The sequence below is a fragment of the Oxalobacteraceae bacterium OTU3CAMAD1 genome (assembly GCA_024123915.1).
Taxonomy (GTDB): Bacteria; Pseudomonadota; Gammaproteobacteria; order Burkholderiales; family Burkholderiaceae_D; genus Rugamonas.
In genome coordinates, this window is the sequence record CP099650.1 from 4,971,746 (window position 1) to 4,989,305 (window position 17,560).

General features: G+C 67.3%; 3 protein-coding genes. 1 reads left to right on the top strand and 2 read right to left on the bottom strand.

The features are described from left to right. Nucleotides 1-50: 50 nt before the first annotated feature. Nucleotides 51-2,477, top strand: a complete 2,427-nt coding sequence (locus tag NHH88_21135) for a TonB-dependent receptor (protein ID USX12191.1) — start codon at nucleotides 51-53, stop codon at nucleotides 2,475-2,477. Between the two features lie 60 nt (nucleotides 2,478-2,537). Here the strand turns inward: NHH88_21135 and NHH88_21140 are convergent, their stop codons facing one another. Together NHH88_21140 and NHH88_21145 are read right to left on the bottom strand one after the other, a co-directional pair. Continuing rightward, complete coding sequence (locus NHH88_21140) at nucleotides 2,538-6,611, bottom strand: amino acid adenylation domain-containing protein (GenBank protein ID USX12192.1); 4,074 nt, start codon at nucleotides 6,609-6,611, stop codon at nucleotides 2,538-2,540. Then, nucleotides 6,612-17,450, bottom strand: coding sequence for an amino acid adenylation domain-containing protein (locus tag NHH88_21145; GenBank protein USX12193.1), 10,839 nt, complete (start codon nucleotides 17,448-17,450; stop codon nucleotides 6,612-6,614). Nucleotides 17,451-17,560 lie beyond the last annotated feature (110 nt).

Consider the following 17,560-nt stretch of genomic DNA (forward strand, 5'->3'; position numbering starts at 1 on the left):
TTTCATTCACTTTTTTTCATTCACACTAACCACTATCCTCCAGGAAACCCATGCCGCACGCGCTTCCCCGCCTCCACCTCGCCCCGATTTCCCTCGCCGTCGCCCTGGCGCTCGCCAGCCCGGCCTGGGTCCACGCCCAAACCACCGGCAACACCGGCACCGTGGCGTTTTCCATCGCCGCCCAGCCGCTGGGCGCCGCGCTCAACGAGTTCTCCGCCGCCACCGGCATCCCGGTCGCCTTCCCTCCCGCCCTGGTCGCCGGCAAGACGGCGCCGGCCGTGCTAGGCACGGTCACCACGCGCCAGGCGCTCGACCAGTTGCTCTCCGGCAGCGGGCTGGAGGCGCATCAGGAAGGCGCGACCATCATCATCCGCGCCGCCGCGCCGAGAACGGCCGAAAAAACCCTGCCGCTGGTGAGCGTGGCGGCCAGCGCCCTGCTGCCAAGCGACCTGCCGGAAGCGTACGCCGGCGGCCAGGTCGGCAGCGGCAGCCGGCTCGGCCTGCTGGGCAACCGCGAGGTGATCGACACGCCGTTCAGCGTCACCAGCTATACCGCCGAGCTGATCACCAACCAGCAAGCGGTCACCGTGGCCGACGTCATGGCCAACGACCCGTCGGTGCGTACCGTTTCCTATGGCTTGACCAATGCGGCAGGCGCCGGCGATTCCTTCATGATTCGCGGTTTTTACGTGCAAAACTCGATCTTGTTCGACGGCATGTACGGCGTGGCGCCGTCGCGCACGCTGCCGGTCGAAACCGCCGAGCGCGTGGAAGTGTTGAAGGGACCGAACGCGCTGCTCAACGGCATGGCCCCCTATGACGCCTCGGGCGGCGCCATCAACATGGTGCCCAAGCGCGCCGGCGACAAGCCGCTCACGCGCCTGACGGCCACCTACCTGTCGGACGGCGTCTTCGGCGGCCATGTGGACATCGGCCGGCGCTTCGGCGAGCAGCAGGAATGGGGCGTGCGCTTCAACGGCGTCTACCGCAACGGCAAGACCGCCACCGACGGCCAGAAGGTCGATCTGCAGGCCGCCACGGTGGCCGTCGACTACCGTGGCGCCAACCTGCGGGCCTCGCTCGACGCCGGGCACCAGACCATGAACAACGAGGCGCCGCAGGGCGCGGGTGGCCTGGGCTTCGCCGACGGCCTCGCCATTCCGGCGGCGCCCAACGCGCGCCGCCGGGCCGCGCAGGACTGGGAGTACTCCGACACCAAGAGCGACTACGCGCTGGCCAAGGTGGAATACGACTTCGCCCCCGACTGGACTGTGTACGGCGCGACCGGCTACAGCGACAACCACTTCGAATACCTGTCCACCGACATCTTCGTCACCGATGCCGCCGGCAACGCCCAGGCGACCGCGTACTACTGGCCCGATTACTACAAGCACCGCAGCGCCCAAGTCGGCTTGCGAGGCACGTTCAAAACCGGCGGACTGAAGCATCAGGCGAACCTGAACGCCAGTTACCTGAAGCGCACGCACGGCTTCACCGCCGATTATTACGGCATCAAGAACTTCGACACCAACATCTATCAACCGTCGTTCGTGAGCGCGCCGTCGCTGGCGGGCTTCCCTTCCACCGCGCCGAAGACGGACAAGGTCGAACTGCCGTCATACGCCATCGCCGATACGATCTCGTCGGCCGACGACCGCATCGCCGTCACGCTCGGCGCGCGTCGCCAGAACGTCAAGTACATCGCCTACGACACCCGCACCGGCGCCGGCAGCACCACCTACGACGAGGGCGCCACCACGCCAATGCTGGCAGTGCTGTTCAAGCCGCAGGCCAATCTGTCCCTTTACGGCAATTACATCGAAGGCCTGAGCCAGGGCGACACCGCGCCGGTGGGCACCACCAACGCCGGCGAGGTCTTCTCGCCCAAGGACACCAAGCAGTACGAGGTGGGCGCCAAGTATGACTTCGGCCGCTTCAGCGCCGCCGCCGCCATCTTCCAGATTACCCGTCCCAGCGGCCTGATCATCGGCAACGGCGATGGCACCGCCACCTACAAGGTCGACGGCGAGCAACGCAACCGGGGGCTGGAACTGACCTTCTTCGGCGAACCGATGCCGGGCGTGCGCGCGCTGGGCGGCGTGGTCTACACCGATGCCCGCCTGACCCACACCGACGGCGGCCGCTATGACGACAACTTCGCCCCGAACGTGGCGCGCCGCCAGCTCAACCTGGGCGGCGAGTACGACGTGCCGGGCGTGGCCGGGCTGACGCTGACGGCGCGCATGATCGCCACCAGCAAGCAGGTGATCGACCAGGACAATTCGCGCACCATTCCGGGCTGGACCCGCTGGGATGCCGGTGCCCGCTACGCCATGGTGGCATGGAGCCGTCCGCTGGTGCTGCGCGCCAACGTCAGCAATCTGTTGGGACGCGACTACTGGACCAGTGGTTCCGGCGCCTGGCTGAATTTGTCGCAGCCACGCACCGTCGCACTGTCGGCCACGATCGACTTCTAAGGCCATCCCGGCCGGGCGTTCGGACCGCGCACCAGCGCGGCCCGACCGCCATCAATCTCCCTACCCTTCCGCCAGGCCGCCCACGCACGAATCGAGGAACCCTGCGTCGTTCACCATGGTTTCATGATCGGCATCGACCGGCCAGTGGCGCAGCCTGCCGGTGCCCAGTTGTGCGGAAATGCGCGCGATATCCTCGGGGCGCCGTCCCGGCGTCCACCAGGCGTGCGTTGCCGCTTGCACGGCCGGATACGTATCGGCCGAACGCGCGACCGCCCGGTCCAGCGCCCGCCCGATCAGGCAGCGTCGCACCAGGTCTTCGGCAGCCAGCCCGGCAAAGGAACCGTTTGGCACGATACGCCCTTGCGCCATGTGCGACTGCACCCATGCCAGCAGCGCCTGCTCTCCCTCGAGCGGATCGCCGATATCGGCTGGCAACTGCGGAATGTCCGCCCCCTCCCCCTCGCCGCACACTTTACGCAACAGTCCTTCAAACTCGCCGCGCCAGGCTTCGCCTTCGCCATCGCCCAATTGGCTGAGCTCCGGCGTGTCCACCAGGCCCAGGAAGGCGACCCGCGTCCCTTGTTGCTCCAGGTGCGAGGCGACCAGCGCCGCCAACGGTCCGCCCAGCGACCATCCCAGCAGATGATAGGGTCCCTGCGGCTGCACAGCCTGGATAAAGCGCGCATAGTCGACGGCCATGGTCTCGAGCGAATGGTCGCGATGCACCGGGTCGATCAAGGTGCGGCAGGTAACGCCATACACCGACCGCACGCCCGCCAGCCGCTGCGCCAGCGACAGATAGCCCAGCACCGTGCCGATGCCCGAGTGGATGCAGAACAGCGGACCGGGTTCGGCAAGATGGCGGTTCAACGGCACCACGGGATTGGCGACGCTTTGCGCCAGCGCGTGCAGCGTCGGCTTGCCCAGCATATCCTTCAGCGTCAGCTGCAAGCCGGGGATGTCGCGCCGGCGCGCGGCGCTGACGACCCGCAGCGCCGATATCGAATGCCCACCGAGTTCGAAGAAGTTGTCGTGCCGGCCAATGCGCTCGACACACAGCACCTCGCTCCAGATCGCCGCCAGCGCATGCTCCACGATTCCCTGCGGCGCTTCGTAGGCGGCACCGGCGATCCATTCCGGCGCCGGCAAGGCCTTGCGGTCGACCTTGCCGTTGGCGTTCAACGGCAGGCTGTCGAGCACCACGATGGCGGCCGGCACCATATAATCTGGCAGTTGCCGGCCCAGGCTTGCGCGCAGTAGCGCCGGATCGGCGCTGTGGCCCGGCGCCGGCGCCACATAGCCCACCAGCCGCGTGCCGGCCGGCAACTCCTGCGCCACCACCACGGCTTCGCGCACTTCAGGCTGCGCCAGCAACTGCGCCTCGACCTCGCCCAGCTCGATGCGCAAGCCGCGCACCTTCACCTGGTGATCGATGCGGCCCAGGTATTCCAGCTGCCCCTCCCCGTTCCAGCGCACCAGGTCGCCGGTGCGATACAGCCGTCCGCCACCGCCGAATGGGTCGGCCACGAAGCGCTCGGCGCTCAGCGCCGGCCGGTGCAGGTAGCCCCGGCCCAGCAGCTCGCCGCCGATGTACAGTTCGCCGGCCACACCGCGCGGCACCAGGTTCAGGCCCGCGTCCAGCACGTGGGCCTGGGTGGCGGCGATGGGGCGGCCGATCGGCACCAAGGTCGCACCGTCTGCCCGGCAGGTCCATTGGGTGACGTGGATCGTCGTTTCCGTCGGGCCGTAAAGGTTTTGCAGGCTCACGCCGTGGAGCCGCCGCAGCGCCTCGCGTTGCGTCGCCGCCGGCATGGCTTCGCCGCCGCAGATCACGTAGCGCAGCCGCGTTTCGCGCTCGATGCCTTCGTGGGCCAGGAAGGCCTGCAGCATCGCCGGAACGAAGTTCATCGTGGTGACGGCGTGGCGGCGGATCAACGCCGTGATCCGCTCCGGATCGCGCTGGTCGCCAGGGTTGGCCACCACCAGGCGCACGCCGGTCGTCAATGGCCAGAAAATCTCCCAGACCGACACGTCGAAGCCGAACGGCGCCTTGTGCAGCACGGTGTCGTCGCGGGTCAGGCCGTAGGTCTCCTGCATCCAGCGCATGCAGCCGCTCAGCGAGCGATGGCGAACCGCCGCGCCCTTGGGCCTTCCGGTCGATCCCGACGTGTAGATCACGTAGGCCAGATTGTCGCCGTGCAGCCCCGGTTGCGGATCATGTTCCGGCTCGGCGCCGAGATCGAGCGCCTCCAGCTCCAAGACCTTGACCGCGTTCGCCGCCGGCAGCCGCCGTCCGACTTCGCGGTCCGTCAACAGCAGGCCGATGCCGCTGTCCCGTATCATGTAGTCCATGCGGTCGGGGGGATATTCCGGGTCCAGCGGCACGTAGGCGCCACCGGCCTTCAGAACCGCCAGCAATGCGACCACCATGCCGACCGAGCGTTCGACGGCGATGCCCACCTTGACTTCGGGCGCCACGCCAAGCGCGATCAGGCGGTGCGACAGACGGTTGGCGCGCGCGTTCAATTCGCGATAGGTCAGCACGTCGTCGCCGAACAGCAGCGCCTCCGCGTCCGGCTGGCGACGGGCCTGTAATTCGAACAGCCGCTGCACCGGTTCCACGTCCGGATACGAGCGCTCGTCGACGCTCCAGCGGCGCAACTGCGATCGCTCGTGCGCGTCCAGCAGTTCCACCTCGTCCAGCGCCTGGTGCGGTCGCTCCGCCAATGCGGCCAGCAGTGTCGCGTAGTGGGCAGCCATGCGGGCGATAGTGCCGGCCTCGAACAGTTCTGCCGCATAGGTGACGCCGATATGAATCCGGCCCTCGTTGTCCTCCACGCCGCTGATCACCAGTTCGAACTGCGCCCCTTGCCCACCCAGCGCGTACTCTTCCAGCGTCAGGCCGGGCAATTGCGCCAGTGCGCCGCCATCGTGCCGCTGGTGGTTGAACATCACCTGGAACAGCGGATTGGTGCCGAGGTGACGCTCCGGCTGCAACGCCTCGACCAGTTGTTCGAACGGCAGGTCCTGGTGCTCCTGCGCGCCAAGAGCCGCCTCCCTGGTCGCCGCCAGCAAATCGTCGAGACGCTGGCGCGCACCGATCACGCCACGCAGAACCTGCGTGTTGACGAAGAAGCCGACCACGGATTCGGTTTCCGCGCGATGGCGGTTGGCGATCGGCACACCAACACGAATATCCAGCTCTCCCGTATAGCGATACATCAGCGCCTGCATGCCCGTCAGCAGCAGCATGAAGACGGTGGCGTCGGCGGCGCGGGCACGGCTGCGCAAGCCGGCGGCCAGGCCGGCGGGCAACGCCAGGTCGTGCCGCGCGGTCGTGTATTGGCCGTCGGACCGGCGCGGGTGGTCGGTGGGCAGTTGCAGCATCGGCTGCTCGCCGCCCAGCTGCGCCAGCCAATAATCCAACTGGCGCTGCCGCTCGCCGGCTTCGAGCCAGTTGCGCTGCCACGCCGCGTAATCGGCGTACTGGATGGTCAACGGCGCCAGGTCAGGCACCCGGTCCTCGATGCGCGCCTGGTACTGCCGTACGAATTCGTCGATGATGATCTGCATCGACCAGCCGTCCGAAATAATGTGGTGCATGACGACCACCAATACGTGCCTATCGGCCGCCTCGCGAATCAGGCCAACCCGCAACAGCGGTCCTTGTTCCAGGTCGAACGGCGTGCGATGCAGCCGCGCCGCCTCGGCGTGGACGCGCTCTTCGCGCACCGACGCGGGCTGTCCATCCAGATCGATGTACTCCAGCAGCGCGCCCGTTTCCAGCACCCTCTGCTCGATGCCGCCATCCGGACGGGCGCGAAACACCGTTCGCAGCGACGCGTGACGCAGCACCAGCGCATCGAAGCTGGCGCCCAGCGCGACCCTATCGAGTTCGCCATGTAACCGCAGTGCGCCGGTGATATGGTAGGCGGAACTGTCACGATCCAGCTGCCACAGCATCCATTGCCGCGTTTGGGCGTACGAACAGACGCCCTGGTTGGCGGCGGCTGCGGCGATGGGCAGCCTGCCAAAGTCGATCCCTTGCGATTTCAACGCTTGCAGGAAGGCCGTCTGCTTTTCCTTTGAAAAGCCCGCAAAGCGGACGGCGATGTCATAGTCCTTGGTTCTCATTCAATGCTCCAGCTGTTCCATGATGGCTAACATACGTTCGATGTCGTCTTCGGCGCCACTTGCGTCCGGCGATGGTGACAGTAAGACCGCCGAGGCGGCGATCGTCGGGTTCTCGAACATGCTGCGCAACGGCACCCGCACACCGGAATACTGGTGCGCCTTCGCATGCACGCGGAGGACGGAGATCGAATGTCCGCCCAGTTCGAAGAAGTTATCGTGCCGGCCGACGCGCTCGACGCCGAGCACCTCGGCCCATATCGCGGCCAGCGCCTCCTCAACTTCACCTTGCGGCGGCTCGTAGGCCGCCACCGCCGCCGCTGCCGGCGCCGGCAGCGCCTTGCGATCGACCTTGCCGTTGGCATTCAGCGGCAAGCTTTCCAGCACCATGATCGTGGCCGGCACCATGTACTCCGGCAGCTGCTTGCCCAGCCGCTCGCGCAGCGCGGCCATCTCGATCACCGCGCCCGCCGCCGCCGACACATAGGCCACGAGGCGCGCGCCGCCGGGGCCTTCGGCCGCCACCACCACCGCTTCCCGCACTTCGGGCTGCGCCAGCAGTTGCGCCTCGACTTCGCCCAGCTCGATGCGCAGGCCGCGAATCTTCACCTGATGGTCGATGCGGCCCAGGTAGTCCAGGCTACCCATCGCGTTCCACTTCACCAGGTCACCGGTACGGTACAGCAGTTCGCCCTGCTCGCTTAAAGGGCTGGCGACGAAGCGCTCGGCGCTCAGCGCCGGTCGGTTCAGGTAACCGCGCGCCAGGCCGGCGCCGCCCAGATACAGCTCGCCGGCCACGCCTGCCGGCGCCAGATTCAACTCCTCGTCCAGCACATAGGTGCCGATGCCGGCGATCGGCCGCCCGATCGGCACCTGGCTGCGGCCGTCGGCACGGCAGGTCCAATGCGTGACGTCGATGGCCGCCTCGGTCGGGCCGTACAGGTTGTACAACGCCGCGCCGGGCAGGCGCGCGAACACGCCGTTCTGCGCCTCGGCCGGCAACGCCTCGCCGCTGCAAACGATGCGCCGCACGCTGCGGCATACCTCGATGCCCTCGTGGGCCAGGAAAGCCTGCAGCATCGACGGCACGAAGTGCAGCGTCGTCACGTTGAACGACCGGATCGCGTCGACCAGGCGCGCGGGATCCCGGTGATCCCCCGGACGGGCCAACGCCAGGCGCGCACCCGTCATCAAAGGCCAGAAGAACTCCCAGACCGAGACGTCGAAGCCGAACGGGGTTTTCTGCAGCACCGTGTCAGAGCCATCTAGCTGGTAGGCTTCCTGCATCCATGCCAGGCGGTTGTGCAGCGCGCCGTGACGGTTGGCCGCGCCCTTGGGGCGGCCCGTGGAACCGGAGGTGTAGATCACGTAGGCCAGGTTCTCGCTATGCAGCGCCACTTGCGGATCGTTCGAGGGTTCCGCGCCGAGATCGAGGCTCTCGATCTCCAGCACCGTGACGGCGGCGGCCGCCGGCAGTTTCGGCCCCACCTCGCCGTCCGTCAGCAGCAGGCCGATGCCGCTGTCTTCCATCATGTAGGCCATGCGGTCGGCGGGATAGTCGGGATCGATCGGCACGTAGGCGCCGCCGGCCTTCAGGATCGCCAGCAGTCCGACCACCATTCCCATCGAACGTTCGACGGCGATACCCACCTTGACTTCCGGCGCCACGCCCAGCGCGATCAACCGGTGTGCAAGGCGGTTGGCGCGAACGTTCAATTCCCCATACGTGAGTACCTGGTCGCCGAACAACAGCGCCTGCGCGTCGGGCCGGCGGCGCGCTTGTTCCTCAAACAGCCGATGCACCGGCGTCATGTCCGGATACGAGCGTTCGTCGACGCCCCAGCCACGCAGTTGAAGCAGCTCCTCCGCGTCCAGCAGCGCCACCTCGCCCAGCGCCTGCTGCGGCTTATCCGCCAGCGCGCCCAATAACGCGGTGTAGTGCGTCGCCATGCGCTTTATCGTGCGTGCATCGAACAACTCCGCCGCGTACGTAAAGCATACGTTCACCCCACCGGCGCTTTCCTCGATGCTGTCGACCATCAGTTCGAACTGGGCTCCCTGCCCTTCCAGCGCGTATTCTTCCAACGTGAGGCCCGGCAGCTGCGCCAGCCCACCGTCATCTTTCCTCTGATGATTGAACATGACCTGGAATAGCGGATTGGTATCGAGGCGGCGTTCCGGCTGCAAGGCCTCGACCAACTGCTCGAACGGCAGGTCCTGATGTTCCTGCGCGCCCAGCGCCGCAGTTCTAACCGCCGCGAGCAGCGCATCGGGACGCTGGCGTGGTCCGACGACGCCGCGCAGCACCTGCGTGTTGACAAAGAACCCGACCACGGCTTCGGTATCCGCGCGGTGACGGTTGGCGATTGGCACGCCAACACGGATGTCACGTTCGCCGGTGTAACGATGGAGCAGCGCCTGCAAGCCCGCCAGCAGCACCATGAACACGGTGGCGTCGGCGGTCCGCGCGCGGCCGCGCAAGCTGTCGGCCAAGCCGGCGGGCAGCGCGATGTTGTGACGCGCCGCCGTGTACTGGCCGTCGGTGCGGCGCGGATAATCGGTTGGCAGTTGAAGCACCGGCTGTTCCCGGCCCAGCTGCGACAGCCAATAATTCAACTGGCGCTGCCGCTCGCCGGCGTCGAGCCAGTTGCGCTGCCACACCGCGTAGTCGGCGTACTGGATAGGCAATGGCGCCATGTCCGGCAGCCGGCCCTGGACGCGCGCCCGATACTGCTGCGCGAACTCGTCGATGATAATCCGCATCGACCAACCATCCGAGATGATGTGGTGCATAACCACCACCAGCACATGGCTGTCCGCCGACTCGCGGATCAGCCCCACCCGCAGCAGCGGCCCGTGCTCGAGATCGAAGGGCGCCGCATGCAGCCGCGCCGCCTCGTGGCGCACCCGTTCATCACGCTCCGAAGCCGCGAGCCTGGACACATCGATGTAATCCAATGGCGCGCCGGCTTCAAGAATCTTCTGCTCCACCTGGCCATCGTCGCCGGCCCGGAACACCGTGCGCAGCGACTCGTGACGCGTTACCAGCGCGTCGAAGCCGGCGCTCAGTGCGGCACTGTCGATCTCCCCGAACAGGCGCAGCGCGGCGCCGATATGGTAGGCCGTGCTGGCCATGTCCATCTGCCACAGTATCCATTGCCGCCCCTGGGCATAGGATGCCGGCAGCGCGCCTGCGCGCCTGTCGCCGGACAGCCGGGGAATCGCCACCTGCGGCGCTTCGGCGGCACTACCGCCGACGAGACGGGCCACGCCGGCCAGCGTACGACCTTCGAACAAATGCCGTGGCAGCACCTGCAGGCCGCGCTTGCGCGCGCGCGCCACCAGCTTCAACGCCATGATCGAATCACCGCCAAGTTCGAAGAAGTCGTCAGCACGCCCGACTTGCGCCACGCCCAGAACCTCGCTCCAGACGGCGGCCAGCGTTTGTTCGGCCGCGCCCAGCGGCGCGTCATGGCGCCCGGGGTCGCGCTCGCCCGCATGCTCCTGCGGATCGGGCAAGGCCTTGCGATCGATCTTGCCGTTCGCCGTCAACGGCCAGGCATCAAGCGGCACGATCGCGGCGGGCACCATATATTCCGGCAGCGTACCCGCGAGCCGGGCATGCAAGTCCCCGCTATCGGGTCGCATGCCGTCCCGGCCGATGACGTAGGCGTGGAGGCGTGTCTGTCCTTCGTCGTCGGTGCGTGCGAGGACTTCCGCTTCCGCGACGCCGTCGATCGCCCGCAGCGCCTGCGCCACTTCCTGCGTCTCCACGCGATAGCCACGGATCTTCCCCTGGCCGTCCATCCTGCCGAGGAATTCCAGCGTGCCGTCGGCCAGTATCCGGACACGGTCACCGGTGCGGTACAGCCGCTCCCCGACGCTGGACGGATGCGCGATGAAGCGTTCGGCCGTCTGCGCGGGCCGGCCATGATAGCCGCGCGCCAGGTTCACGCCGCCCAGATACAGCTCACCGGCCACGCCGGCCGGCACCGGATGCAGATCGGCGTCCAGCACGCAGGCAAGGTTGCCGGCGAGCGGCCGACCCACCGGCAGCGTATCCGCCGCCCGCGACGCTTCGCCGCCTTCCTGGGTGAGGATGCCAACCGTCGTTTCGGTCGGTCCGTAATGATTCAGCACGCGGCAGCCCGGCTTCAGGCTAGCGACCCTGTCCAGCAAAGGCCAACGGGTCGCCTCGCCGCCCACCACCAGCCGGCTGGAAGGCAGGACATCGGCCGGCACGGCGGCATTGAGCAGCGCCTGGAGGTGGCTCGGCACGATCTTCAGCACATCCACCCGGTGCCGCCGCATGTACCCGGCGAAGGCGTCGGGATCCAGCACAAGCCCGGCGGACATCAAATGCAGCAGCCTGCCCGAGCAAAGCGCGCCAAACAGCACGGTATTCCCAAGGTCGGCAGCGACCGTCGACACCATCGCCATCGAACGCGCCTCGGCCGGCAGATCCATCCGATCGAGCACGGACGTCACATAGCCGGCCAGCGCGCCACGGCTGACAAGCACGCCCTTCGGCTGGCCGGTCGAGCCGGAGGTATAGAGCAGGTACGCGCCCTGGGCCGGCATCGGCGCCGGCACACCGGCCAAATCAACCTGCGCGGCCGGCGTTTGCGTGAGATCGATCCGCACCACCGGCAGCGCCGTGTCGCAAGGCAGCTGCGTCGCGCCGAGCACCAGTTGCGCGCCGCTGTCCCGCAGCACATAGGCCAGCCGTTCGGCAGGAAGGGCCGGGTCCAGCGGCACATAGGTGCCACCGGCCTTGAGGACCGCGAGCACCGCCGCGACAAACTCGCAGCCGCGTCCCGCATGAATGGCTACGCGATTCTCGGCTGCGATACCCGCGTCGCGAAGGCGTGCGGCCAGCGCCGCCGCCTGCGCGTCCAGCGCCCCGAAGCTCAGGCTCGCGTGTTCGTCCATGATTGCCGGGGCGTCCGGTTGGGCCGACACGGCCGCCGACCATAAGGTCAGCACGTCGGGCGCCGGCTGCGGCGGCACCGGCCCATGTAGCACGGGACCGACATCGCGCAGTTCGAATGTCCCCAGCGGTCGCGCACCCTGCTGCGCCAGTTCGTTCAGCAGTGCTGCGAATTGCCCGGCGATGCGCTCGACGGCAGCCGCGTCAACTAGCGACGTATCGTGCAGATAATCCAGGCGCAGTTCGCCGTCGATGCTCACCCGCAGTGTCAGCGGGTAGTGATTACCACTTGAGAAGTGCAGGCTGTCGAACACGAGTCGTGCCTGGTCCACACTGTTCAACGCCTTGTCGACCGGGTAGTTCTCGAACACGACGATGGTATCGAACAAGCTGGCGCCGGCGCTGCCGGCCAGCCGCTGGATCTCGTTCAGCGGCGTGTACTCATGCTCGCGCATTTCCGTGCCCTGCGCCTGCAACGCGCGCAGCCAGTCGTCGGCGCCAAGATCGGCGGGCACCGCCACGATCACCGGCAAGGTGTTGATGAACAGCCCGAGCATCCGCTCGGCGTCCGGCAAGTCCATCGGCCGGCCGGACGTCGTCGCACCGAAGCACACCGCGCGCTGGCCGGTATAGCGTTGCAGCAGCAGCGCCCAGGCGCCTTGCACCAGCGTGTTGAGCGTCACGTGTTTTGCGCGGGCCGATTCCGCAAGCCGGGCGGTCTCCCGGGCACCCAACACACGCGAGTACTCGCGGTAATCGGCCGTGCCGCTCGGTACGGGCAGCGCGGCGGCCAGCCTGGTGGGCCCCTCCAGGGCGGCCAACCGGCTTTGCCAATACGCCAGGCTTGCCGGCAGGTCGCGCCGCTGCAGCCAGCCAATGTAGTCGCGATAGCCGGCGCCGGAGGCGTCGGGCACACCGCCCGCGTAAACGGTCAATACCTCTCCCAGCAGCCGGGAGGTGCTCCAGCCATCGAGCAGCAAGTGGTGGACGGTCCAGATGAAGCGATGGCGGTCTTCGCCGATACGCACCAGTGCAACGCGCATCAAAGGCGGAGTGGCCAGATCGAAGCTTTGCTCCAATTCGGACTTGGCTAGTCCCTCCAGCGCGCCCTCGAGACCTTCGCGTCCGCGCCAGTCAAGCTCGCGCAGCGGCAGCTCCGCCTGGCGGGCCACCCATTGCAACGCCTGATCGTCGTGACTCAGCACGCCGGTGCGCAGCACGGCATAGCGCGCCAGCGCGGCCTGCCACGCGAAGCGGAAACGCCCGGCATCGAGCCCGCCGATATCGACCCGCATCTGCGTGACATAGGTGCTGCCTTCCGGATCGGACAGGCTGTGGAACAGCATCCCGGTCTGCATCGGCGACAGCGGATAGAGGTCGGCCACATCGCGCCACGGCAGCGGCAGTTGATCGATTTGCTCCTGTGCGAGCCGCGCAAGCGGAAAGTCCGAGGGCGTGACGGCAGGCTCGCCGCCGACGCATAGCCCGATCAGCGCGTCCAGCTCCTCCCTGAACCGCTGCGCCAGCCCTTCGATCGTGGCGCGCTGGTGGCGCGCCTTGCTGTAGCCGACCGTCAGGGCCAACTCGCCGCCGTACACCTGCCCTTCGATGGACAGCTCGTGGGTGCGCGGCGCCGCCGGGTCGAGCGCCGCGCCGCCATCCTCCTCCGCCGGCCGCCATATCGCCGCCTCGTCGAAGCTGCCGTCGAACTGTCCCAGATAATTAAAGATCACCTGCGGTCTTGGCAAGGCTCGCAGTAGCCGTTGCTGCTCGGTGGTGCCGAGATATTTCAGCACGCCGAAGCCGATGCCGCCATCCGGCACCGTACGCAAACCTTCCTTCACCCGACGCAGCGCGGCGCCGGGTTCGCCCATCGGATCGAGCAGCACCGGGAACAGGCTGGTAAACCAACCCACGGATCGTGACAGGTCGATATCGGCGGAGAGGTCCTCGCGCCCATGACCTTCGAGATCGATCAGCACCCGTTCCCGGCCAGTCCACTGGCACAGCGCGCGCCCCAGCGCCGTCAGCAGGATATCGCTGACGCGCGTGCGCGAGGCGGCCGGCGCTTGGCGGAGCAAAGCATCGGTGAGATCGCGATCGAAGCGCAGCGTCACTTCGGCTTGTTGGTCCATGCGGTTCGCACCCAGCCGATCGTCGCAAGGCAGTTCGGTTTGCCCGTCGGCCGTCGCTTGCCAATAGGCGGTTTGTTGGCCGAAGCTGTCGGCCTTCGACTGCAGCAGCGAGGCCCAATCCTTGTAGCTGCTGGTCTTCGCCGGCAGTACAATATCTTTACCCGCCCGGCTTTGTGCATACGCCAGTTGCAGGTCTTCCAGCAGGATGCGCCAGGATACGCCGTCCACCACCAGGTGATGGATCACCAATAGCAGGCGTGAGCCGCCATCTTTTAACTCGATGGCCAGCGCGCGCATCAACGATCCCCGCGATAAATCGAGACTGCGCTGGGCGACATCGCACAGCGCCGGAATGTCCCGTTCACTCCCGGCTTGCCGCACCCACAGCAGTTCCTGCAACTGGCTGCCCGGCACCGTGGCATAGGCCTGGTCCCACGCGCCTGTGTCGTTACGGTGGTAACGCAGTCGCAGGCTGTCGTGATGATCGACCAACGCCGCCAGTGCCGTCTTCATCGCCCCTAGGTCCAACGGCTCGCGGCACTCCAGCAGCACCGACTGGTTCCAATGATGGCGTGCTTGCACCGGCGTGTCGAAGAATTCCGCCTGGATCGGCAGCAACGGCAACCCGCCTTCGAGCTGGCTGACCGGCGCATCGACCGGCGAGTCGTCCTTTATGACGGCCGGGGCGAGCTGGATAATCGTCTGCCGCTCGAAGATGTGACGCGGCGCCAGTCGCCACCCGGCGCGGCGAACACCGGCGACGATCTGCAGGCTAAGGATCGAATCGCCACCGAGCTCGAAGAAATTGTCGCTCCGGCCCACGCGCTCGACGCCGAGCACCTCGGCCCAGATCGTGGCCAGCGCCTCCTCAACTTCACCTTGCGGCGGCTCGTAGGCCGCCACCGCCGCCGCTTCCGGCGCGGGCAGCGCCTTGCGATCGACCTTGCCGTTGGCGTTGAGCGGCAAGCTTTCCAGCACCATGATCGTGGCCGGCACCATGTACTCCGGCAGCTGCTTGCCCAGCCGCTCACGCAGCGTGGCGACCTCGATGACCGCGCCCGCCGCCGCCGACACATAGGCCACCAGGCGCGCGCCGCCGGGGCCTTCGGCCGCCACCACCACCGCTTCCCGCACTTCGGGCTGCGCCAGCAACTGCGCCTCGACCTCGCCCAGCTCGATGCGCAGGCCGCGAATCTTCACCTGATGGTCGATGCGGCCCAGGTAGTCCAGGCTACCCATCGCGTTCCACTTCACCAGGTCACCGGTACGGTACAGCAGTTCGCCCTCCTCGCTTAAAGGGTTGGCGACGAAGCGCTCGGCGCTCAGCGCCGGCCGGTTCAGGTAACCGCGCGCCAGGCCGGCGCCGCCCAGATACAGCTCACCGGCCACGCCTGCCGGCGCCAGATTCAACTCCTCGTCCAGCACATAGGTGCCGATGCCGGCGATCGGACGCCCGATCGGCACCTGGCTGCGGCCGTCGTCGCGGCACGTCCAATGCGTGACGTCGATGGCCGCCTCGGTCGGGCCGTAAAGGTTGTACAACGCCGCCCCGGGCAGACGAGCGAACACGCCGTTCTGCGCTTCGGCCGGCAACGCCTCGCCGCTGCAAATAATTCGCCGCACGCTGCGGCATACCTCGATGCCCTCGTGGGACAGGAACGCCTGCAGCATCGATGGCACGAAGTGCAGCGTGGTCACGTTGAACGACTGGATCGCGTCGACCAGGCGCGCGGGATCACGGTGATCCCCCGGACGGGCCAACGCCAGGCGTGCGCCCGTCATCAAAGGCCAGAAGAACTCCCATACCGAGACGTCGAAGCCGAACGGGGTTTTCTGCAGCACCGTGTCCGAACCGTCGAGTCGATAGGCTTCCTGCATCCATGCCAGGCGGTTGTGCAGCGCGCCATGGCGGTTGGCCGCGCCCTTGGGACGGCCCGTGGAACCGGAGGTGTAGATCACGTAGGCCAGGTTCTCGCCATGCAGCGCCACTTGCGGATCGTTCGAGGGACCCGCGCCGAGATCGAGGCTCTCGATCTCCAGCATCTTGACTCCGGCGACCATCGGCAGTTTCGGCCCCACCTCGCGGTCCGTCAGCAGCAGGCCGATGCCGCTGTCTTCCATCATGTAGGCCATGCGGTCGGCGGGATAGTCGGGATCGATCGGCACGTAGGCGCCGCCCGCCTTCAGGATCGCCAGCAGTCCGACCACCATTCCCAGCGAGCGTTCGACGGCGATACCCACCTTGACTTCCGGCGCCACGCCCAGCGCGATCAACCGGTGCGCAAGGCGGTTGGCGCGCACGTTCAATTCCCCATACGTGAGCACCTCGTCGCCGAACAACAGCGCCTGCGCATCGGGCTGGTGGCGCGCTTGCTCCTCGAACAGCTGGTGCACCGGCGTCATGTCGGGATACGAGCGATCGTCGACGCCCCAACCGCGCAGTTGACGCAACTCGTCCGCGTCCAGCAACGCCACCTCGCCCAGCACCTGCTGCGGCTTCTCCGCCAGCGCGCCCAATAGGGCGTTGTAGTGCGTCGCCATGCGCTCGATGGTGCGGGCATCGAACAACTCCGCCGCATAGCGGAAAGTCACGCTCATGTGGCCTGAAGTGTCCTCCGTGCTCTCCACCATCAGTTCGAATTGGGCCGCTTGCCCTCCCAGCGCATATTCCTCCAGCGTGAGGCCGGGCAGCTGTGCCAGCGGCCCGGCTTCCTGCCGCTGGTGATTAAACATCGCCTGGAACAGCGGATTGGTGCCAAGATGGCGTTCCGGCTGCAAGGCCTCGACCAACTGCTCGAACGGCAGGTCCTGGTGTTCCTGGGCGCCCAGCGCCGCCGCCCTGGTGTCCTCCAGCAGCGCGTCGAGGCGCTGGCGCGGACCGACCACGCCGCGCAGCACCTGGGTGTTGACGAAGAAGCCTACCAACGCCTCGGTCTCGACGCGGTGGCGATTGGCGATCGGCACACCCACGCGGATATCACGCTCGCCCGTATAACGATGAAGCAACCCCTGAAGGCCTGCCAGCAGCACCATGAAAACAGTGGCGTCGGCGGCTCGGGCACGGCCGCGCAGGCCGGACACCAGGCCGGCGGACAGTACGATCTCGTGCCGGGCCGCAGTGTAGCCGCCATCGGTGCGCCGTGGGTGGTCGGTCGGCAGCTGAAGCACCGGCTGCTCCCGGCCCAGCTGCGCCACCCAATAGCCCAACTGGCGTTCCCGTTCTCCGGCCTCAAGACAGTTGTGCTGCCAGAGCGCGTAATCGGCATACTGGATCGCCAACGGCGCAAGTTCCGGCAAGCGACCCTGGACGCGCGCCTGGTATTGACGGGCGAATTCGTCGATGATGATCTGCATCGACCAGCCATCCGAAATAATGTGGTGCATGACGACCACCAGCACATGGTTGTCCGCCGCCTCGCGCACCAGCCCTACCCGCAGCAACGGGCCCTGTTCCAGATCGAACGGCTGATCGCAGATGCGCTGTACCTCCCGCTGCACGCGCTGCGCACGTTCCTGCTCCGGCAAGCCGGCGACGTCCAGCGGCGTGACATCGACCGGCATGCCCGCGCGGATCTCGGTGGCCACGCGGCCATGCGCATCGGCGCGAAACACCGTACGCAGGGACTCGTGCCGCTCGACCAGTGACGCGAAAGTCGCGCGCACGGCCGCCACATCCAAAATACCGCGCAATCTTAGCGCCCCGCTGATGTGATAGGCGGTGCTGCCGGGGTCGAGCTGCCACAGGAACCACTGGCGGCGCTGGGCGGCCGACGGCATTTCCGGCCCGTCCGCGTGCGTCGGCCTCGCCAAAATGGGAAGTTGAGACAGGGCGACGCCTTCCGCCCGCATCTTCTTGTAAAAAATGCGCCGATTTTCAGCGGAAGTCG

Coding starts and splice junctions, on each gene's coding strand:
- NHH88_21135 (USX12191.1), top strand. CDS start 51: ATGCCGCACGCGCTTCCCCGCCTCCACCTCGCCCCGATTTCCCTCGCC.
- NHH88_21140 (USX12192.1), bottom strand. CDS start 6,611: ATGAGAACCAAGGACTATGACATCGCCGTCCGCTTTGCGGGCTTTTCA.
- NHH88_21145 (USX12193.1), bottom strand. CDS start 17,450: ATGCCGTCGGCCGCCCAGCGCCGCCAGTGGTTCCTGTGGCAGCTCGAC.